The 20,958-nt window shown below is 36.2% G+C and carries 21 protein-coding genes; 19 read left to right on the top strand and 2 right to left on the bottom strand.

The genetic code is table 11. The features are described 5' to 3' along the window. The first annotated feature begins 353 nt into the window (after positions 1 to 353). Both MKX67_RS14875 and MKX67_RS14870 read left to right on the top strand, forming a co-directional pair. Positions 354 to 1,631: a Glu/Leu/Phe/Val dehydrogenase gene (locus MKX67_RS14875; protein ID WP_095373653.1), complete on the top strand. Its 1,278-nt coding sequence runs from the start codon at positions 354 to 356 to the stop codon at positions 1,629 to 1,631. 120 nt (positions 1,632 to 1,751) lie between these two features. Then, positions 1,752 to 2,720 (top strand): YpdA family putative bacillithiol disulfide reductase, encoded by a 969-nt coding sequence (locus MKX67_RS14870; RefSeq protein ID WP_095372732.1) that lies wholly within the window; start codon positions 1,752 to 1,754, stop codon positions 2,718 to 2,720. Between the two features lie 272 nt (positions 2,721 to 2,992). Here MKX67_RS14870 and MKX67_RS14865 read toward each other — a convergent pair whose 3' ends face one another. Continuing rightward, positions 2,993 to 3,916 (bottom strand): asparaginase, encoded by a 924-nt coding sequence (locus MKX67_RS14865; RefSeq protein WP_233435385.1) that lies wholly within the window; start codon positions 3,914 to 3,916, stop codon positions 2,993 to 2,995. 150 nt (positions 3,917 to 4,066) lie between these two features. Between MKX67_RS14865 and prsW the strand changes: the two genes are divergently transcribed. The 9 genes from prsW to fni all read left to right on the top strand — a co-directional run bounded on the left by prsW (position 4,067) and on the right by fni (position 12,440). Continuing rightward, positions 4,067 to 4,753: a glutamic-type intramembrane protease PrsW gene (gene prsW / locus MKX67_RS14860; protein ID WP_095372734.1), complete on the top strand. Its 687-nt coding sequence runs from the start codon at positions 4,067 to 4,069 to the stop codon at positions 4,751 to 4,753. 457 nt (positions 4,754 to 5,210) lie between these two features. Next, positions 5,211 to 6,053, top strand: a complete 843-nt coding sequence (gene sleB / locus MKX67_RS14855) for a spore cortex-lytic enzyme (RefSeq protein WP_095372735.1) — start codon at positions 5,211 to 5,213, stop codon at positions 6,051 to 6,053. Between the two features lie 13 nt (positions 6,054 to 6,066). Beyond that, the gene (gene ypeB, locus MKX67_RS14850) at positions 6,067 to 7,416 is read left to right on the top strand and encodes a germination protein YpeB (RefSeq protein WP_322909560.1); all 1,350 of its coding nucleotides are present in this window, start codon (positions 6,067 to 6,069) and stop codon (positions 7,414 to 7,416) included. 229 nt (positions 7,417 to 7,645) lie between these two features. Then, positions 7,646 to 8,299, top strand: a complete 654-nt coding sequence (locus MKX67_RS14845; RefSeq protein ID WP_095372737.1) for a flagellar brake domain-containing protein — start codon at positions 7,646 to 7,648, stop codon at positions 8,297 to 8,299. 56 nt (positions 8,300 to 8,355) lie between these two features. After that, positions 8,356 to 8,541, top strand: a complete 186-nt coding sequence (locus MKX67_RS14840) for a DUF5359 family protein (protein WP_095372738.1) — start codon at positions 8,356 to 8,358, stop codon at positions 8,539 to 8,541. A gap of 256 nt (positions 8,542 to 8,797) precedes the next feature. After that, complete coding sequence (gene cmk / locus MKX67_RS14835; protein ID WP_095372739.1) at positions 8,798 to 9,469, top strand: (d)CMP kinase; 672 nt, start codon at positions 8,798 to 8,800, stop codon at positions 9,467 to 9,469. Between the two features lies 1 nt (position 9,470). Beyond that, positions 9,471 to 10,052, top strand: coding sequence for a lysophospholipid acyltransferase family protein (locus tag MKX67_RS14830; RefSeq protein WP_095372740.1), 582 nt, complete (start codon positions 9,471 to 9,473; stop codon positions 10,050 to 10,052). A gap of 173 nt (positions 10,053 to 10,225) precedes the next feature. Next, positions 10,226 to 11,362 carry a 30S ribosomal protein S1 gene (gene rpsA / locus MKX67_RS14825; protein ID WP_095372741.1) on the top strand — a complete coding sequence of 379 codons (1,137 nt, stop codon included), beginning with the start codon at positions 10,226 to 10,228 and terminating at the stop codon, positions 11,360 to 11,362. Between the two features lie 13 nt (positions 11,363 to 11,375). Further along, positions 11,376 to 12,440, top strand: a complete 1,065-nt coding sequence (gene fni, locus MKX67_RS14820; protein ID WP_307313035.1) for a type 2 isopentenyl-diphosphate Delta-isomerase — start codon at positions 11,376 to 11,378, stop codon at positions 12,438 to 12,440. 228 nt (positions 12,441 to 12,668) lie between these two features. On the opposite strand, the gene MKX67_RS14815 is transcribed toward fni, so the two are convergent. After that, a complete protein-coding gene (locus MKX67_RS14815) occupies positions 12,669 to 12,806 on the bottom strand; it encodes a YpzI family protein (protein WP_342488419.1) in 138 nt (45 codons plus the stop codon). Between the two features lie 106 nt (positions 12,807 to 12,912). On the opposite strand from MKX67_RS14815, the gene MKX67_RS14810 reads away from it, so the two are divergent. The 8 genes from MKX67_RS14810 to spoIVA all read left to right on the top strand — a co-directional run bounded on the left by MKX67_RS14810 (position 12,913) and on the right by spoIVA (position 20,395). Next, positions 12,913 to 13,524, top strand: coding sequence for a hypothetical protein (locus MKX67_RS14810; protein WP_342488418.1), 612 nt, complete (start codon positions 12,913 to 12,915; stop codon positions 13,522 to 13,524). After that, positions 13,517 to 14,395: a YIEGIA family protein gene (locus MKX67_RS14805; RefSeq protein WP_095372745.1), complete on the top strand. Its 879-nt coding sequence runs from the start codon at positions 13,517 to 13,519 to the stop codon at positions 14,393 to 14,395. Before MKX67_RS14810 ends, MKX67_RS14805 begins: the two co-directional genes overlap by 8 nt. Positions 14,396 to 14,411: 16 nt before the next feature. Beyond that, entirely contained in the window at positions 14,412 to 14,597 is a 186-nt protein-coding gene (locus MKX67_RS14800; protein WP_095372746.1) for a hypothetical protein, read from the top strand. 155 nt (positions 14,598 to 14,752) lie between these two features. After that, positions 14,753 to 16,063: a ribosome biogenesis GTPase Der gene (gene der, locus MKX67_RS14795; RefSeq protein ID WP_095372747.1), complete on the top strand. Its 1,311-nt coding sequence runs from the start codon at positions 14,753 to 14,755 to the stop codon at positions 16,061 to 16,063. 244 nt (positions 16,064 to 16,307) lie between these two features. Beyond that, positions 16,308 to 17,357, top strand: a complete 1,050-nt coding sequence (locus tag MKX67_RS14790; protein WP_340975410.1) for an NAD(P)H-dependent glycerol-3-phosphate dehydrogenase — start codon at positions 16,308 to 16,310, stop codon at positions 17,355 to 17,357. Between the two features lie 370 nt (positions 17,358 to 17,727). Next, the gene (locus tag MKX67_RS14785; protein ID WP_095372749.1) at positions 17,728 to 17,931 is read left to right on the top strand and encodes a DUF2768 domain-containing protein; all 204 of its coding nucleotides are present in this window, start codon (positions 17,728 to 17,730) and stop codon (positions 17,929 to 17,931) included. 51 nt (positions 17,932 to 17,982) lie between these two features. After that, positions 17,983 to 18,693 (top strand): hypothetical protein, encoded by a 711-nt coding sequence (locus MKX67_RS14780; protein WP_095372750.1) that lies wholly within the window; start codon positions 17,983 to 17,985, stop codon positions 18,691 to 18,693. A gap of 223 nt (positions 18,694 to 18,916) precedes the next feature. Then, positions 18,917 to 20,395: a stage IV sporulation protein A gene (spoIVA, locus tag MKX67_RS14775; RefSeq protein ID WP_095372751.1), complete on the top strand. Its 1,479-nt coding sequence runs from the start codon at positions 18,917 to 18,919 to the stop codon at positions 20,393 to 20,395. Positions 20,396 to 20,958: the final 563 nt, after the last annotated feature.

Here is a 20,958-nt window from a genome sequence, read left to right as displayed (position 1 = left end):
AAGCAAATAGGATTTAAGTGATCCTATTTGTTTGAATATTCAGGTGCCTTGATGTTTATCGTATTAGTTCTTTGGGAATAGGATGTAATATGGAGCTTATCGATGAGATTAATTCAATTTAACTCGATAAATACATATGAGTATTTTATGAATGAAATCAGCTAATAAAGGCAAAATAAAATAGATGTAAATATTTTTGAAAATAAGGAAAATACGTAATATTATAGCTTTGGTAGCGTTTACATAAAAATAAGAAAAAATTGCTTTTTCTCCTTGCATAAATAGAGTAAAGGTGTATACTATGTCTTGAAAGCGGACAACTAAAGAATGTGAATTTTTCTAGGAGGTTTCAAATAGTGGCCGATAAAGGTACTGATCATACGAATCAAGAAGATAAAATGGATGTTTTGAAGTCAACTCAAATCGTAATCCACAAAGCGTTGGAGAAACTTGGATATCCAGAAGAGGTTTTTGAACTGTTGAAAGAACCAATGCGTTTATTAACAGTGAAAATTCCTGTTAGGATGGATGATGGGACGGTGAAAATTTTTACTGGTTACCGTGCTCAACATAATGATTCAGTCGGTCCTACAAAAGGGGGAATTCGTTTTCACCCTAATGTAACAGAAAAAGAAGTGAAGGCACTATCTATATGGATGAGCTTAAAATGCGGTATAGTCGATCTACCATATGGCGGAGGTAAAGGCGGTATCGTTTGTGATCCAAGAGATATGTCTTTCCGTGAGCTTGAAAGATTAAGTAGAGGGTATGTTAGAGCGATTAGCCAAATTGTTGGTCCTACAAAAGATATTCCAGCTCCAGATGTATTTACAAATTCACAAATTATGGCCTGGATGATGGATGAATATAGCAGAATGGATGAATTTAATTCCCCGGGATTTATTACTGGTAAACCACTTGTACTTGGTGGTTCTCATGGTAGGGAATCAGCAACAGCTAAAGGGGTTACGATCTGTATTCATGAAGCAGTCAAGAAAAAGGGTATTAATTTAAAGGGTGCTCGCGTGGTTGTACAAGGTTTTGGTAATGCAGGTAGCTTCTTAGCAAAGTTTATGCATGATGAAGGCGCAAAAGTTGTGGGTATTTCTGATGCATACGGTGCCCTTCATGACCCTAATGGTTTAGATATTGATTATTTACTTGATCGCCGTGATAGTTTTGGAACTGTAACAAAGTTATTTAATGAGACGATTTCGAATAAAGAGCTACTCGAGCTCGAATGTGACGTATTGGTTCCTGCAGCAATTGAAAACCAAATTACTGAGGAAAACGCACATAATATTAAAGCAAGTATTGTAGTAGAGGCAGCGAATGGCCCAACAACATTAGAAGCGACACAAATATTAACAGAAAGAGATATTCTTCTTGTGCCTGATGTGCTTGCATCATCCGGTGGTGTAACAGTTTCTTATTTTGAATGGGTGCAGAATAACCAAGGCTACTACTGGTCTGAAGAAGAAGTAGAAGAAAAATTAGAAAAAATTCTAGTGAAATCATTCAATAATATTTATGAAACCGCTCAAACACGTAGAGTAGATATGCGCTTAGCTGCGTATATGGTTGGTGTACGTAAAATGGCTGAAGCATCAAGATTTAGAGGTTGGATTTAATTTTCGCAATTTCTTACATTTGAAAGAAGGTAAAAAATCTCCTATTATATACATTAGGAGATTTTTTTCAATTCTACATATATAAAATATCATACGGGTCAGTCCAAGAGGTGGATCATCATGAATAAAAAAGATGCGATTGTGGTTGGTGGTGGACCATGTGGATTAGCCGCAGCCATTTGTTTAAAAGAGTTAGGGAAAGATGTTTTAGTCATTGAGAAGGGAAACATTGTTAATGCCATTTATCGTTACCCGACTCATCAAACTTTCTTTAGTTCCAGTCAAAAATTAGAAATTGGTAATATACCGTTTGTAACGGTTGAACATAAACCCAATAGAAATCAAGCACTTACCTATTATAGAGAAGTGGTAAAACGGAAAGCAATCAATGTCAATGCATATGAAAAGGTTGAAAGCATCATAAAGAAAAAAGATAATGACTTCTCTGTGCAAACAGATAAAGCGGAATATCAATCCTCTTATGTTATTGTTGCAACTGGGTATTATGATCAACCAAATTATATGGGGGTCCCTGGTGAAGATTTAGATAAAGTCTTTCATTACTTTAAAGAAGCCCATCCGTTTTTTAATAAAGATGTTGTTGTTATTGGTGGGAAAAACTCCAGTGTTGATGCGGCCATTGAATTAGAAAAGGCTGGGGCAAATGTGACGGTTCTCTATCGGGGCGATGAATATTCAAAAAGCGTTAAGCCGTGGATTTTACCGCAGTTTGATTCACTTGTTCGCCATGAGAATATTCAAATGGAATTTAATGCGAATGTCCAGGAAATAAGAGCATCTTCTGTTGTCTATGAGAAAGAAGGGAAAATTAAGGAAATCGCGAATGATTTTGTCTTTGCCATGACTGGTTATCATCCAGATCATCCATTTTTACAATCAATAGGCATTAAAAAAGACGAAGAGACCGGAAAACCTGAACATCATCCTGAAACAATGGAGACCAATGTAGAAGGTATATATATTGCTGGCGTTATTGCTGCGGGTAATAATGCCAATGAAATATTTATCGAGAATGGTAGGCATCATGGAGAAATGATTGCCAAAGCGATTAAAGAGAAAGAACAATAATCAAACAAGTTCAGACGAGAATATGAGCTTAAGTAAACCCGAACTTTATGCAAAACACTCTTTAATGGTGCTTTGCTTTGTTCGGGTTTTCGAATGATGTTGCATCACTTTGTTAATATCTTTTGCCTTTTGTCTAGGATGATTTTTCCATATGTTGAAATTTTGTGGCGTACTATCATTATGATCTTCATAAACTGCCAAAGGAGTGAGCGATCAACTCAGTAGACTTCCCATCTAATAGATGGAATAAAGAAAGTCAGTAAATCAAACATTTATAGTTGAAACATTTCTTCAAGTTTTTCGAAGGGCATCCTGCTTTCCAAAGCGATTAATAGTTTAATACGAGCTTTTTGCCCATTTAATCCATTAGAAAAAATGAGGCCAAGCTCTTTTAATTCTTTGCCCCCTCCAGGATAACCATAAACATCTTGGGCAATGCCATTAAAGCATCTTGATACGATAATAATGGGAATCTTTCTAGCAAGTAAATCTTTTATACCAGGAAGCATGGCTGGAGGAAGGTTTCCTTGTCCAAGCGCTTCAATCACCAATCCATCGCATGTAGTTTGTGCAATTGCTCCTAATAGGGTAGAGTCCATGCCGGCATGAGCTTTAATAAGCATCACTTGTTTATCTGCTTGTTCGATTTCGAAATGTGCATGTTGAACAGGGAGGTGATGAAAAAGTACACCCCTTTTTGTGACTATACCTATGGGTCCATATTGAGGACTTTGAAAGGTCGAGACGTTGCTAGTATGTGTCTTTGTCACATTTTCAGCTGTGTGAATTTCATCATTCAGCACTACTAAAACGCCCTTTCCATCCGCTTCATCGCAAATGGCAACACGAATAGAAGAAATCAGATTATATAACCCATCTGAGCCAATTTCATTACTAGAGCGCATAGCCCCAGTCACAACGATCGGCAAAGAACCCTTTACTGTTAAGTCAAGAAAATAGGCAGTTTCTTCCAATGTATCAGTACCATGTGTAATGACAACACCAGATACCTTATCCTTGTAAGAATGAATTAAGTTTCGTAATATAAGCATTTCCTTTTGCGTAATATGGGGAGAGGGTAATTGAAATGGTTCTTCGACAATCAAGTGCGCAAGCTCATTTAACTCTTTTGTTTGTCTTGTTAATGGGTTTTCTTCATTTGTTAATACTGCACCTGTTTCAACATCCTCACTCATTGAAATGGTCCCACCTGTATGAATTAGGAGTATTTTCTTTTTATCCAACTTGGTACCTCCATTTAATATGTAATTATTTTGGTAAATTTATTTTCAATCTTACCTATACATGATACGATTAAAGAAAAGCTTTGAAAAGAGGAACAGCCCATGCTGGGATTAATATCTGCTGCCATTGCTCCTGGCTTGGCATTATTAAGTTACTTTTATTTAAAAGATCAATATGAGACTGAGCCCTTTTCGATGGTTTTTAGAACCTTTTTATTTGGGGCACTTCTTGTGTTTCCCATAATGTTTATCCAATATGTATTTGAAGTAGAACAAGTGTTTACTTCTCATTTTGTTTCTGCTTTTCTTTCTTCTAGTATGCTTGAGGAATTTTTTAAGTGGTTTATCCTCCTTATTATTATTTACCCCCATGTGCACTTTGATGAACCGTATGACGGCATTGTTTATGGCGCAGCAGTATCACTAGGTTTTGCTACATTGGAGAATATCTTTTATTTATTGACACTCGGAATAGAGCATGCGCTAGGTCGTGCGTTATTCCCGGTTTCTAGTCATGCACTTTTTGGTGTAATTATGGGCTATTATTTAGGAAAAGGAAAGTTTTCGAAAAAATCTAGAGGGAAATGGCTATGCTTATCTCTAGCAACTCCTTTCCTTTTGCATGGAACATATGATTATATTTTGTTAACATTAGAAAATTGGCTGCTGTTTATTGTTCCATTTATGATCTTTCTTTGGTGGATGGGGCTAAAGAAAGCCAAACAAGCGAGAATACTAAGTGCTAAATATAATCAATCATTAGAAGATACAAGAACAAATTATGGTTAACATAGGTTAAGAGAGGCTATAAGTAATGAGTTTCAGTTCAGATAAAGTAAGAAGGTGGATTTGAGTACACTCAAATCCACCTTCTTTTCTTTTTGTCAAATCACCAAGCTTCCTCCGGCTAACGGATGCCTTCTAAAGGAAAAATAAGTAATCAGAACATCTAACATAGAAGTTGAATTTTTTATAAAAATCGTTAAATTTCAAGCGTACGAGCCTCTATTTGATGGCCACCCTGTAAATGCTATATTTATCCAAATGATTTTCTCATTGAATTTGTATAAAAAGCCAATTGGAACCAAAAAATAGATGTATTGTTAGCTTCCTCGCTGATTAGTAAACGTGAAAAAGAGAGATCGAGGAATAACTGTTACAGCCATCATTTTTTACCTGCAAAACGCCATATTAGGTTACCTGATTGTTTAACAGATGAAAAGATGTATTTTTGGAGGTTAGTACGATGAAACAACTATTGATGTTTACTAAAGTGATGCTAATACTACTGCTTATAGCGACGACTATTCCAATGGCTGAATTGGATAAGTCGGCAAATGCTTTTTCGAATCAAGTGATTAGACAAGGAGCGATAGGCGATGATGTCATTGAGCTACAAGCAAGATTGCAATATTTAGGATTCTATAATGGTAAAATCGATGGGGTCTTCGGTTGGGGCACATATTGGGCATTACGCAATTTTCAATATGAATTTGGCTTGGATATAGATGGGCTTGCTGGTTCTGGTACGAAGGAAAAGTTGGTGAGTGCGTCAAATTATGATGAGCAATATGTGAAGAATCAAATTAATCAAGGGAATTCATTTACACATTATGGCGGAACGGATTTAAGTCAACAAGCACCTGCTAATAATAGTGGATCAAATCAAAATGATGGTAATGCATCAAGTGGTAATTCCGGTGGTACAACTTCGGCAAATGTTCCTAGTGGATTCTCGGAAAACGACATACAAATGATGGCAAATGCGGTGTACGGTGAGGCGCGTGGCGAACCTTATATAGGGCAAGTAGCGGTAGCGGCAGTAATATTGAACCGAGTAGAAAGTGCGTCTTTTCCAGATACGGTTTATGGTGTGATCTTTGAACCAAGAGCATTTACGGCTGTTGCAGATGGGCAAATTTGGCTAACACCTAATGAAACAGCGAGGGAAGCAGTGATAGATGCAATTAATGGCTGGGATCCGAGTGGAGATGCCCTTTATTACTTTAATCCAGATACTGCAACAAGTCCTTGGATTTGGACAAGACCACAAATTAAAAAAATTGGACAACATATTTTCTGTAAATAAGGAGTGAAGTCACGTGTTAAAAGGAATACTCATAACTGTTCTTTCAGTTGGTGTTATCGGAACTGCTGTCTGGGGTTATCAAGAACATCGTGAGAAAAATGCGATATTAATTAACGCAGAAAACAATTATCAACGTGCATTTCATGAACTCACTTATGAAATCGATGTATTACATGATAAAATTGGATCTACTTTGGCAATGAATTCTAGAAGTTCACTGTCTCCTGCGCTTGCGGATGTTTGGAGAATTACCTCTCAAGCACATTCAGATGTAGGTCAGCTGCCACTATCACTTTTACCATTTAATAAGACGGAAGAATTTTTAGCACAAATTGGTGAGTTTAGTTATAAGACAGCGATTAGAGACTTGGATAAAGACCCATTGACTGATGAAGAATATCAGTCTTTACAAGGATTATACAAGCAGGCAGCAGATATTCAATCAGAATTACGGAATGTGCAGCATATGGTCGTCAAAAATGACTTAAGATGGATGGATGTAGAAACAGCGCTTGCTACAAATAATGAAGCAGCAGATAATACAATTATAGACGGCTTTCAAACCGTCGAAAAAACAGTTGAGGGATACGATGAAACGGATTTAGGTCCCGCATTTGTAAATATGCAAAAGAAAGATGAGAACTATCAATACTTAGAAGGAAAAGAAATATCTAAAAAGGAAGCTGTATCAGAAGCGAAGAAATATGCGCAATCCCCTGATGATGTTAAAGCAACCGTGGCAGAAAATGGCGAAGGATCGGATTATGGATTTTTTAGTGTATCACTAAGGTCTCCTAAAGAAAGTATAGAAACCAATTTAGATATTACTAAAAAGGGCGGTTATCCTATTTGGCTTATCACGGCAAGAGATGTAAAACAACAAAAAATTAGTCTGGAAGATGCTCATCAATCAGCAGTGAAATTTTTAAAAGATAATGAATTTGAAGATCTTGATCTATTTGAAAGTGTGCAATATGATCAAATGGGCGTGTTTACATTTGTGTCTAAACAGGACGATGTAAGAATTTACCCAGATTCAATTAAGATGAAAGTAGCATTAGATAATGGGCAAATTTTAGGATTTTCAGCAGAGGATTATTTGAAATCCCATCATAAGCGAGATATTCCTCAAGCTGTGTTAGCAAAAGAGGAAGCAAGAGAAAAAATCAATAGTCAACTAAAAATTATGGATGATCGGTTAGCGATTATATTGAATGATAGTAATGAAGAAGTACTTTGTTATGAATTTACTGGGACATTAGGTGAAGACACGTATCGCATCTATATTAATAGTGAAAATGGAAGAGAAGAAAAAGTAGAAAAATTGCAAAATGCAGAACCAATTTATGAAGATGTGGTATAAGGCAAATAAGGACCCGAAAAGGGTTCTTTTTGTTTTTTTTATGGAAATCATTGGCTAAATAAAGACATGAAGATGAAATATAAATGTAGAAAAAAATTAGGACTAAATAGAGTAATGTGATTATACCATGATGTTAATAATTCTCATCTCATTCAAATAAAAATATAGTTCTTTTGTAACGGTTAAGTGATAAAATAAGGAAAAGTAGAAAAGATTAGGAGGGAATACATTGTCACCAGGTGATCAATTGTATATAGAACATTATCTATCAAGTGAGGGCAAGTACATATCTAGAATTGCTGAAATTAAAGAGGATATATTACATATTCATTATCCCGTTTGTTTACAAACGAATCGGAAAATGTACTTAGTAGATGGAAGAAGAATTAAGTGTGTTGCTTACAATGCAAATGGGAAAATGTTTTTCTTCTCTGGAAGAGTGGTCGGTCGAATGATGCAGTCCACACCATTATTGAAAATTGCTTATGCAAAAGAATTTACTCATGAGAAGGAACAAATGAGGGAGTATGTTAGAGTTGATTTCAATGAATCTGTTGAAATTCAACCCGTAGGTGAAGGGATGTCTCACTCTATTATAGGGATAAGTAGAAATATAAGTGCAGGGGGAATAGCTGTAGTTGTTAATAATTTTACCTATTTGTATAAACCATCGCCCTATTTATTGCGTTTTACACTTGTGATAGAAGGTAAAAAGCGTTCCTTTGTTTTAGCGTCAGAATATGTAAGGAAAGAGGCATTAGCAGATGGGCGTCTCGTTATATCATTTAGATTTCCACAAATAAATGCAGAAGATAGACAAGCAATGATGAGGTTTTGCTTCGAACAACAGTTACTTCATATGAAGAAAAGTAAACAATCTTAAGCAGAACAGCATAAAATCTCTTTTGTGTCTCCATAATGATTAATGGAGGTGGGAGGATGAAAGTATTCGAACGCACGCTCATACTATTAATCATTTTTCATCTTGGGTTGTTACTATTATTTCAAACCGTTTTTCATTATTTACACCTATTTCCGCATTTTAATGAAGTGACAAGATATGAAGGAGTGAATCATCATTTAGAAAACAATGATGAGGAGGTATTCTACATAAAGAGGCCTTAACTTGATTTTATGATGAAAATCAGGCCAATAGAAATAATAGCTTTACAGACCTTTTGGATTGTTCTTCCTGAGAACATCCTTTTTTAGTGTTTCTTCTTATTTTTTAAAAATTATCGTATTATTTTAACTAATAAAAAGACTCCCTATTAGGGGAGGGGATTATTAATAACACATAATCATTACAACTAATTAAGTGAATTTATGATAGAATATAAAACGTAAAGAATATATTTGTATAGGTATTTCAGGAGGGTTTATGAATAAAATATCAATTGCCATCGATGGACCTGCAGCAGCGGGGAAAAGTACAGTTGCTAAGATTATAGCTGAGAAGCTTCATTATATTTATATAGATACAGGGGCGATGTATCGCGCGTTAACATTTAAAGCGTTGCAGTCAGAAATAGATATAAATGATGAAGAATCATTAATTCCTTTGTTAAAAGAGACAGAGATTGTCTTAAATCCTGGAGAATCAGGCCAACGTATTCTTTTAGATGGGATAGATGTTTCTACGGAAATTAGAACAGCTGAAGTAACTAATTCAGTGTCTACGGTTTCTAAACATAAGCAGGTAAGAGAAGAAATGGTTGCCCGTCAACAACGCTTCGGTCAAGAAGGTGGTGTAGTGATGGATGGCCGTGATATTGGTACACATGTTTTACCTGATGCAGAGGTAAAAGTGTTTCTTTTAGCATCAGTGGATGAACGAGCAGCACGGCGCCATGCTGAAAACTTAGAAAAGGGTTTTCCTTCAGATTTAGCTCTTTTAAAAGAGGAAATTGCTAAAAGAGATAAGTTAGATTCGGAAAGGGAAGTTGCACCACTCAAAAAAGCTGAGGATGCAGTAGAATTGGATACAACATCACTAAGCATTCACGAAGTTGTTGATAGAATTATGAAGTTGGTTGAGGAAAGGATTCAATAATATGAGTGTATATACATTTGCACGCTCTTTAGTATACGGCTTATTAAAGCCCGTTTATCGCATGGATGTTAAAGGTAGGGAGAATGTCCCAGCAGAAGGTGGCGTCCTTTTATGTTGCAATCATATTGATAACCTGGATCCACCAATTGTAGGGATAACAGCGCCAAGAGACATTCACTTTATGGCAAAAGAAGAGTTGTTTAACGTGCCAATTTTAGGGAAGTTATTACCACATCTGAATGCTTTTTCTGTAAAAAGAGGAATGAGTGATCGTGAAGCATTGAGAAAAGGGTTGAAGGTTCTTAAAGAAGGGCATGTTTTAGGTTTATTTCCAGAAGGGACGAGGAGTAAAACCGGAGAAGTTGGTAAAGGTCTTGCCGGTGCAGGGTTCTTTGCTCTTCGTTCTAATGCTGCAGTCGTACCTTGTGCCATCATTGGCCCGTATAAGCCTTTTAAGAAATTAAAAGTCGTCTACGGAAAGCCTATCCCAATGGATGAAATCCGTGCAAACAAAGTCAATGCAGAAGAAACAACGGATATCATTATGAATGAAATCAAAAAATTAATCGAACAGAATCGCTAAACCTTCTTACTTGACAAAAGGTGCTATTTGTAAGAAGTTTATAAAAAGGCATTTTATATTTCAGGATCAAAGTGGTTTTACAACTCTAGTTTATTTAGTGCAATTTACACTTTGTAAGATTGCATTTTATAAGTGGAAAATGAAATTAGCCATTGGATTAAGGAGGAATACATATGTCAGAAGAAATGAATGAAATTGAAGTAGCAAATTTTGAAGTTGGCGATAAAGTAAATGGTAAAGTGACAAAAGTAGAAGAGAAGCAAGTGATTGTCGATATCGAAAATAGCAAATTAGATGGTATTATTCCAATTAGTGAACTATCAAGTCTTCATGTAGAAACAGCTAGCGATGCTGTTGCAGAAGGTGATGAACTACAATTAGAAGTGTTAAAAGTAGAAGAAGAAGCGCTTGTACTATCAAAGCGCAAAGTAGATGCTGAAAAGTCTTGGGAACAACTAGAGCAAAAATTTAATGACGGTGAAGTTTTTGATGCTGAAATCAAAGATGTTGTTAAAGGCGGATTAGTCGTTGACCTTGGAGTTCGCGGATTTGTACCAGCTTCTTTAGTTGAAGCACATTTTGTTGAAGATTTCTCAGATTATAAAGGTCAAACATTAGCTTTTAAAATTGTAGAGTTAGATAAAGATAAAAATCGTTTAATTCTTTCTCATCGTGTAGTTGTTGAAGAGGAGCAAGGAAAACAAAAGAAAGAGTTACTTGGATCGCTTGAAGCTGGAAGCGTGATTGATGGAACTGTACAACGTATTACAGATTTCGGTGCTTTTGTTGATATCGGTGGTGTTGATGGTTTAGTCCATATTTCACAACTTTCTTATGAGCATGTTGCTAAGCCTTCAGATGTTGTTACAGAAGGTCAATCTGTCAAAGTAAAAGTACTAAGTGTAGATAAGGATAATGAACGAATTTCACTATCTATTAAAGATACTTTGCCTGGTCCTTGGGATGGTATTGCTGAAAAAGCCCCTAAAGGTAGTGTGTTAGAAGGCACAGTGAAAAGACTTGTATCTTATGGTGCTTTCGTAGAAGTATTCCCTGGAGTGGAAGGGCTTGTTCATATTTCTCAAATTGCACATAAACATATTGCCACTCCGCACGAAGTATTAAAAGAAGGTCAAGCAGTACAAGTGAAAGTCCTTGATGTGAATGAAGGCGATGAAAGACTTTCTCTAAGTATTAAAGATCTTGTTGAAAAAGAAGAAGAACCAACTGATTATGAACTGCCTGAAGAGTCTAAGGGGTTCCAATTAGGTGAAATGATTGGTGAACAGTTAAAGAAATTAAATAAATAATGGTGGTAGTATAGTGACGAGAGCAAAGAGAAAATGGGATCATATTCAATATGCGCTAACAACTGGTCAAACGAATAACGCTGGATTTGATTGTGTTTCTTTTGTACATCAAAGCTTACCTAACACATCTCTCTCAAAGATTCATTTGGGAACGAAAATAGGCGAACTACAACTCAGTTCGCCTATTTTTATCAATGCAATGACCGGTGGCGGTGGTGCAAAGACACTTGAAATTAATCGCCTGCTCGCGCGGGTGGCTAAAGAGACAGGGGTAGGGATGGCAGTAGGCTCGCAGATGGCAGCAATAAAAAATTCAGAAGAACGCTTTTCGTATGAAATTGTAAGGAAAGAAAATCCAGATGGATTGATATTTGCCAATTTAGGTAGCGAAGCCACGGTAAACCAAGCAAAAGATGCTGTAGAGATGATACAAGCAGACGCATTACAAATTCATGTAAATGTCGTCCAAGAGTTAACGATGCCAGAGGGAGATCGTGATTTTTCGCATGCCCTCATGCGTATCGAAAAGATTGTAAATCACTTAGATGTGCCAATTATCGTTAAAGAAGTAGGATTCGGTATGAGTCGCGAAGCTGTAGAAAAGCTAAAAGGTGTCGGCGTTAATATCGTAGATGTCGGTGGTTATGGTGGCACTAATTTCTCTAAAATCGAAAACGAACGAAGAGAGAGGGTACTGTCATTCTTTGATGGATGGGGGATTCCGACTGCTACTTCAATTGTCGAAGCACAATCACATAATAGTGATATAACGATACTTGCATCTGGTGGAATTCAGACAAGTATGGATATTGCAAAGGCTATTGCGCTTGGTGCTAACGGTGTAGGAATGGCAGGGTACTTCTTGAAGATATTAGTGGATTCTGGTTATGAAGCAGTAGTAAAAGAAGTTACTTCCCTTCATGAAGAATTAAAAATAATTATGACAGCTATAGGTGCAAGCAATCTTAACGAATTACAACTTGCCCCCCTGATTTTTAAGGGAGAAGTACTTGAGTGGCTGCAACAGCGACAAATTAATACACATACATACAGTACAAGAATGATTCATGCAAAATAATGTTTAAAATAAGAGACTGCTTACAAAGGTAGTCTCTTTTATTACGTTAAAAACTATTGATTTTTAAACTATATAATTAATAAAAGTCATAAAAAGAAGAGCGCGACTTTGTTGACTGAATACGAAACAAAAGTCGCGCTAACACGCGAATAGGACAAAAATATTTAAAGTAAAACAGTTAAATAAAGAGTAATCCCGTTACTAAGAGGTTTACACAATCCTTTTAAGTTATTCATTATTATTTAATTTGCGTGCATTGTCTGGACTTTGCATTGTTGTTGCCCCGTCGTATTGAATACTTTGGTCACGATCTGATTCTACTCTCTTACTGCTTTTTAGTTTTTTTTCCTGACGATCTTTTCCCATATCTACACCTCCTAATTATTAAGATAAGAAATCAGACATTTTTTATTCAAATAGATTAAACTACATATTTTCTACCCATAATGGGGATAGTAGGAGGTGTATTTATTTGGAAGGTCTTTTCTTTTATTGGATTGGTTGGTCACTTTGGATTATTGTCACATTTTTCGTAAGTAAAGCAAATACATACCGTTATTTAGCGTCATTCGCACTATTATTGCTTATTATCATTACGCCTTATCATTTTCCAATTGGAACGACAGAAATTGGTGTGAGTTTCTTCCTGCTCTACATTGCCGCTAGTTTTCTCTTTGTAAAATCGCAATGTGGTCATCCTCTCTATTTGGTTACATGTATGCTCATTGTCTCATTTGCTTACTGTGCTTTTCTCTGCTTTGAGATGTTTGATCCAATCTGGGTTGTTTTTAACCGTGACTGGATGTTAGCCGGTATGTTAGCGTGTTTAGTCATACTTCTTCATAAGCAAGCGTTAAGCCGTATTTGTATATTAATATTTGCTGCATTAAACGGGGAGGTAATATTTGCCCTTATTATTCAAAAGTATGGCTTTCCTTTCCAAATTGGATCTTTTCGTTTTCTTGATGTCCTAAGTATGGCATTTGTAGTTGTTTCTGGATGGAATATGATTGAATATTTGGCTGGTTACCTAGAAAGAAACTTAAATCCATTAGTAAAGGAGAAGCAAAATTATCATGAATGAATATATCTATCCAGTTGTTTTAGGTGTAATTGTTGGCACATTAACAAGGATTTATATGTTAAGAACAGATTATCGACAGTACCCAACCTATCTACATGGGAAGATTATTCATATTGCTTTAGGTTTTATTGCTGCTGGATTAGGAAGTGTGGCCATCCCGTCGATCATGGAGGAGGATTTTACTGCGATCACCTTCTTAACCGTGGCTGCTTCACAGTTCCGTGAGGTTAGGAATATGGAAAGAAATACGTTAACTGAGTTAGATAGTTATGAAATGGTTCCACGGGGTAGGACTTATATAGAAGGAATTGCTATTGCCTTTGAAAGCAGGAATTATTTAGTCATGTTTACATCTCTTATTACTACATTATTTTACCTCTTATTTAATCTTTGGGTAGCAATTATCGCTGCTGCTATTGCCGTCGTGTTATCAAAAGTAATGATGAGTGGTGGTAAGTTATCAGATATTGTGGAAATCAAATATGTGAAGCCGCATTTCGACGGAGCCGGATTATATGTTGACAACATTTATATTATGAACATTGGACTTCCGGAAAGACAAGAAGAAATTTTAAAGTATGGGATGGGTTTTATTCTGGTTCCGAAAAATTTTAATGTAAATACGACAATTGCAAATTTAGGGCAAAGACAAGCGATATTACATGATGTTTCAACGGCTCTAGGGGTCGTGACGGATTCTGGTGCCCCAGCACTTGTGCCATTAGCTAAACGGGATTTAGATGATGGGCGAGTAGGGGTATTCATCCTTCCACAGGAAAGAACAGTTGAAAAAGCAATTAAAGTAATTGGTGGTGTACCAACCCTGGAAAATGCAATAAAAATGCCAAAAGAAATGCATGTGCCAAAATAATAGGGAGGGATAAATGATGGAAATCAATAAATTTGTACTTGCAGTTATAACAACAAACCCAAAGAAAGTCCCTAGTGGTGCAGCAGTGTTTCATTGTGAGGATAAAAAAGAAATGGAAGTGATTGCTACAAATTTAGAAGCTATTTTAGACGGAATCGCTCATATGCTGACTGAAGAAATGTACGTGATTGTCCGCCATTAATCATGAATATGCAGCTTCTTCTTGTAAGGAAGGTGGCTGTTTGGTAATATATTATAGTTGAACCCTTCATTAGTTGAAGGGTTTCTTTTAAATCAAATTTGCTTACATTAAATTAATATAAGCAAGTATTTTAATGAAATTGAGGGGTGATGTTCGTGACAAAACCAGTACTGGCAATTGTCGGACGTCCAAACGTAGGAAAATCTACTATTTTTAACAGAATTGTTGGTGAACGAATTTCAATCGTTGAAGATATTCCTGGCGTTACAAGAGATCGCATTTATAGTTCTGCAGAATGGTTAACTCATGACTTTAATATTATTGATACAGGTGGCATAGATATTGGGGACGAGCCCTTTTTAGAACAAATTCGTCAACAAGCTGAAATCGCTATCGACGAGGCTGATGTGATCGTTTTCTTAGTAAACGGTCGTGAAGGTGTGACATCTGCGGATGAAGAAGTAGCGAAAATTTTGTATAAAGCAAAAAAGCCTGTTGTTCTTGGGGTCAATAAAATTGATAATCCAGAAATGAGACAAATGATTTATGACTTTTATTCCCTGGGCTTTGGTGAACCGTTTCCAATCTCAGGATCACATGGTTTAGGTTTGGGTGATTTATTAGATGAGGCAGCTAAAAGCTTCCCTAATCATGAGGAAAATCAATACGATGATGATGTCATAAAGTTCTCGCTTATAGGCCGACCAAATGTGGGGAAATCATCTTTAGTAAATGCTATTCTAGGAGAAGATCGCGTTATTGTTTCTAATGTAGCTGGAACGACAAGAGATGCGATTGACTCACAGCTTAAGTATAATGGTGATGAGTATGTCATTATAGATACAGCGGGTATGCGGAAAAAAGGTAAAGTGTACGAAACAACTGAGAAATATAGTGTGTTACGTGCTTTAAGGGCCATTGAACGTTCTGACGTGGTTCTCATTGTACTAGATGGAGAAGAAGGAATCATTGAACAAGATAAGCGAATTGCAGGCTATGCACATGAAGCTGGTAGGGCTGTCATTATTGTTGTGAATAAATGGGATGCTGTTGAAAAAGATGAGAAAACGATGAAGAAGTTCGAACAAAATATTAGGGATCATTTCCAATTCCTTGATTACGCACCGATTGTTTTTCTATCAGCATTGACAAAGAAAAGAATTCATACATTGATTCCAATGGTGAACATTGCTAGTGAAAATCATATGATGCGCGTGGAAACAAATGTTTTAAATGATGTTATAATGGATGCAGTAGCTATGAACCCAACACCAACAGATAAGGGAAGAAGGCTGCGAATATACTATGCTACCCAAGTAGCAATCAAACCGCCGACCTTCGTTGTGTTTGTTAATGATCCTGAGCTTCTACATTTCTCTTATGAAAGATTTCTTGAAAACAGAATTAGAGATGCTTTTGGATTTGAAGGGACGCCAATTAAAATTATTGCAAGAGAACGAAAATAAACTATTCACTATTAGCATAGTAAAAGCGGACAGCTGTATGATTTGATGACTCATCATTTCATAATAAGCTGTCTCTTACATAATTATGTTTCTAGCTTTATGGGACCACCGGTTCTTTAGTATATGCCAATTAGTAAAGGTAAAAAAATGACTATTCATCCGCTCGACTAATGTTTTTCTCAGATTGGCGGTTCCTTTCCTTCTTTTAAATAGGCGAAATGAATTGAAATGAGGTGAATGCAAGATGAGTCAAAAAGATAAAATAGCTGTTATTGGTGCCGGAAGTTGGGGTACAGCCCTTGCGATGGTGCTGGCAGATAATGACCATGAAGTGCGTTTATGGGGTCACAAGGAAAAACAAATCAAAGAAATTAATGAGAACCATACAAATGAAGCATATTTACCTGCGATTACTTTACCAAAAAATATTGTAGGTTATACAAAGCTTGATCAAGTATTAGAAGGTATCGAAACAATCATTTTAGCTGTACCTACGAAAGCGATTAGAGAAGTTTTACAGAGCATAGCTGAAGTGAGAAAAGAACCGTTGACCATCGTCCATGTGAGTAAAGGGATTGAACCAGATACTTCAAAAAGAATTTCCGAAATGATTGAAGAAGTGACACCTACATCCCTTTTAAAAGATGTGGTTGTACTATCAGGGCCTAGTCATGCAGAAGAAGTTAGTTTGCGCCACCCGACAACTGTAGCTGTCTCCTCTAAAAATATGAAGGCAGCTGAAAAAGTCCAAGATTTATTTATTAATCAAAACTTTAGAGTATACACTAATCCAGATATTGTTGGCGTTGAAATTGGTGGCGCTTTAAAAAATATTATTGCATTAGCAGCTGGCATTTCAGATGGACTTGGTTATGGAGATAATGCTAAAGCTGCGCTAGTAACTAGAGGATTAGCAGAAATCACAAGACTAGGTGTAAAAATGGGCGCAAGTCCGCTAACTTTCTCAGGTCTAGCTGGCATAGGTGATTTAATTGTGACTTGTACAAGTACTCATTCGAGAAACTGGCGTGCAGGGAATCTTCTAGGCAAAGGCAAAAACTTAGACGAAGTATTAGAAAATATGGGTATGGTTGTTGAAGGCGTTCGAACAACAAGAGCAGCCTATCAATTAGCAGAGAAATACGATGTGCAAATGCCCATAACATCTGTTCTATATGACATTTTATTTAATGATATCGATGCTAAAGATGGAGTTGACCGTCTAATGGCACGTACAAAAACAAATGAAATGGAAGATATTGCGGATATTTTTATGGCTCAAAATCAAGATTAACTAATAATTTGGTGCTGTTTATAAAAATATAGGCATATGAGGAGACGGGCGGCTTATCCTCTGCATACAATGCCTTTGAAGCAAACTGGTAAAATGAACAGGGTGAATAGGGTATTTTAGTCATTTGCCGAGGATAAGGAAGCCCCTTCTTATTCCTCGGTTATTTTTTTGTACTTTACTTGCTATGTTACAATTCATTTAATATGGAGAATAAGAAGTCAATTAGGGGATTCCTAAAATGGATATTGAGAATATTAGAGTAGTCCAATAATTGCTTGCCTTTTACTGCAATACATAAAATTATCTGATAATGCTGTCAAAGCGAACGAACTGTATGGTATAATACAATTCGGAAAAAGGAGTGAATGAGATGTCACCTGGTTTAATGAAAATGTGGATTGCCCTTGCTTCAATGGGCTTTATGTTTATTGCTATCTTACTTATTTATTTAAGTCGTTTTAAGTTGAAAAATGGGGTATTGAAAGGGGTAACTGCTCTATTTGCCTATAGTTTTATGGTAGTAAGTGGTCTCATTATTTTTCTAGTCGTATTTAGCGGTCCCGTTTCAGAATAGAACATCGCAAGGGGTTTCTCCCTGAAAATACATAATTAAAGGTTGATGTATATGAAAAAAAAGAGCTATGTAACTAGCTTATTTATACTCATTACCCTTCTTTTATCTGGATGTATGTACCCAGAAGAAGAAAGAGCAAAAAATCAAATTCCTTACGAGGATGAAATTAATCGCGTACAAACAGCCATCAAGCAATATCAAGATGAGACAGGTGGTCTATTACCTATAAAAACGACCGAAGAAGATACACCGCTTTTTCAAAAATATCCAATTGATTTTAAGAAACTTGTACCAAAATACATGGCTGAGTATCCTAGCAATGCATTTGAATCTGGAGGCGTTTTTCAATATGTACTGATTGATGTTGAAGATGATCCGAAAGTGAAATTGTCTGATTTACGTATTGCTGATGAAATAAGAGATATTACTCTCCGAATTCGCATGGAAGGATATCCACCATATAAGGATAATATCGGTGAAAATGTATACTCATTAGATTTCTCTAAAATCGGTTATAATGATGAACCGAAAGCTGTTAGCCCGTTTAGTGGTAACGAACTATCGTATGTGGTGACAACCGACGGAGAAGTATTCGTTGATTATCGTACCGACTTAATGCAATTAATGGAGGCTGGGGATATTAAAGCTGAAAACAATGATATACGCTTCCATTTAGTCGAAGATTCACCTTTTGTACCATCTTATTCATTACCGTATACAATAGATGAAAAAAAGAATGAACCAATATTTTTAGTGAATTAGTCATAACCCTCTCTCTACAAAATATATTGTAGAGGGAGGGTTTTTTTTCTCTTTTAATACAATAATGAAAAGCAACTATTGATTGCATAAAGAAAAAGTGAGAAAGGGGATTTTTTTAAAAAGTTGGCATATTCATATCGGACAACATCATAGATATATAGTGTACAAATATAAATTATTGGATAATATTATCCCACTAACTCATGATTCAGGAGGGGATCACTTGGAAAAGGTAGATATTTTTAAAGATATTGCCGAACGAACAGGCGGTGATATCTATTTTGGAGTAGTAGGTGCAGTCCGTACTGGAAAATCGACATTTATTAAGAAATTCATGGAGCTAGCAGTCCTCCCAAATATGGACAATGAGGCTGATCGAGCACGTACCCAGGATGAGCTCCCTCAAAGTGCAGCAGGAAAAACAATTATGACTACAGAACCGAAGTTTGTGCCGAATCAAGCTGCTAATGTCCATGTGGATGAAGGATTGGAGGTTAATATCCGTCTTGTCGATTGTGTTGGATATACAGTCCCAGGAGCAAAAGGATATGAGGATGAAAATGGTCCAAGAATGATTAATACTCCTTGGTATGAGGAGCCGATTCCATTTCACGAAGCTGCTGAAATCGGTACAAGAAAAGTCATTCAAGAACACTCTACAATTGGTGTCGTCATTACGACCGATGGTACAATTGGAGAAATTCCTCGTGCAAACTACATCGAGGCTGAAGAAAGAGTAATTGAAGAGCTTAAAGAAGTAGGAAAACCATTTATTATGGTCATCAATAGTGTGCAACCACACCATCCGGCAACTGAGGACCTTCGTTTGAAGCTATCAGAGAAATATGATATCCCTGTACTTGCTATGAGTGTAGAAGGAATGAGGGAATCTGATGTATATAGCGTGATGCGAGAAGCGTTGTACGAATTCCCTGTTTTAGAAGTAAATGTAAACTTACCAAGTTGGGTAATGGTCCTTCACGAAGATCATTGGTTACGTGAGAGTTATCAAGAAGCCGTAAAAGAGACTGTCAAAGATATTAAGAGGTTAAGAGATGTTGATCGTGTTGTACATCAGTTTAGTGATTTCGAATTTATTGATCGTGCGGGCTTAGCCGGTATAGAAATGGGTCAAGGGATCGCTGAAATTGATTTATATGCGCCTGATGATTTATATGATGAGGTATTAAAAGAAATTGTCGGTGTTGAAATACGTGGTAAAGATCATCTTCTTGAACTGATGCAAGAATTTGCCCATGCAAAATCAGAATATGATCAAATCTCAGATGCGCTTAGAATGGTGAAACAGACAGGATATGGCATCGCAGCTCCATCACTGTCTGATATGAGTTTAGATGAGCCTGAAATAACAAGGCATGGCTCAAGGTTCGGTGTACGCTTGAAAGCTGTTGCACCGTCGATTCATATGATCAAAGTTGATGTTGAATCTGAATTTTCTCCGATTATCGGAACAGAGAAACAAAGTGAAGAATTAGTTCGTTACTTAATGCAAGACTTTGAAGATGATCCGCTTTCAATTTGGAATTCAGATATCTTTGGTCGATCGCTTAGCTCGATTGTTAGAGAAGGAATCCAAGCAAAGTTATCATTGATGCCTGAGAATGCTAGATATAAACTCAAAGAGACTTTAGAAAGAATTATAAACGAAGGCTCTGGGGGACTCATTGCCATTATTTTGTAGAAATAAAAGGCGACTTTCATTCTATTCGGATGAAAAGTTGTCTTTTTTTTATGGGTAATAAAAGTATAAAACGGATTAGTATACTTTTGTTGATAAATAAAGTATTATCTAAAATGACAGAAGCGTGGAATTTCGGTAGAAGTCTTATTTGAATTACCCTATAAAAAGACCAATCAACCTTTCGTAACATAAAAACGAATAAAAATACAGTATGGTTACTTTGGTTTGTTCTTTATAAAGAATTACACTATGAAAATGAAAGAGCTTACATTTTTTATCTCTACAAATTTGTCAAGCTTTAAGCCTAGATTGACGGGTTTTCTCTCCCCTTATTACAAATTTGTTTCAAATAAGAAAAGATTGCCATCAAATCATGAAATATCCTTGATATGCTCAATTGATTATGATAATCTTTTAAGCAGAATTAACGTTGTAACGGTAAGAACCCTTATGAAATAAGGCTTTTTGCATCAAAAAAGTTGAAATTCTTCTTTTTTTGAGATATGATAAGTTTCTGCTTCAACAAAAATGCGTTACAACGTATAGAATTCAGTAATTTTGTT

This window comes from Cytobacillus sp. FSL W7-1323 (assembly GCF_038595015.1).
In the GTDB taxonomy this organism is placed as follows: domain Bacteria; phylum Bacillota; class Bacilli; order Bacillales; family Cytobacillaceae; genus Cytobacillus; species Cytobacillus kochii.
The sequence above is the reverse complement of the archived record's forward strand: the minus strand, read 5'-3'. Positions and strand labels throughout refer to the sequence as shown.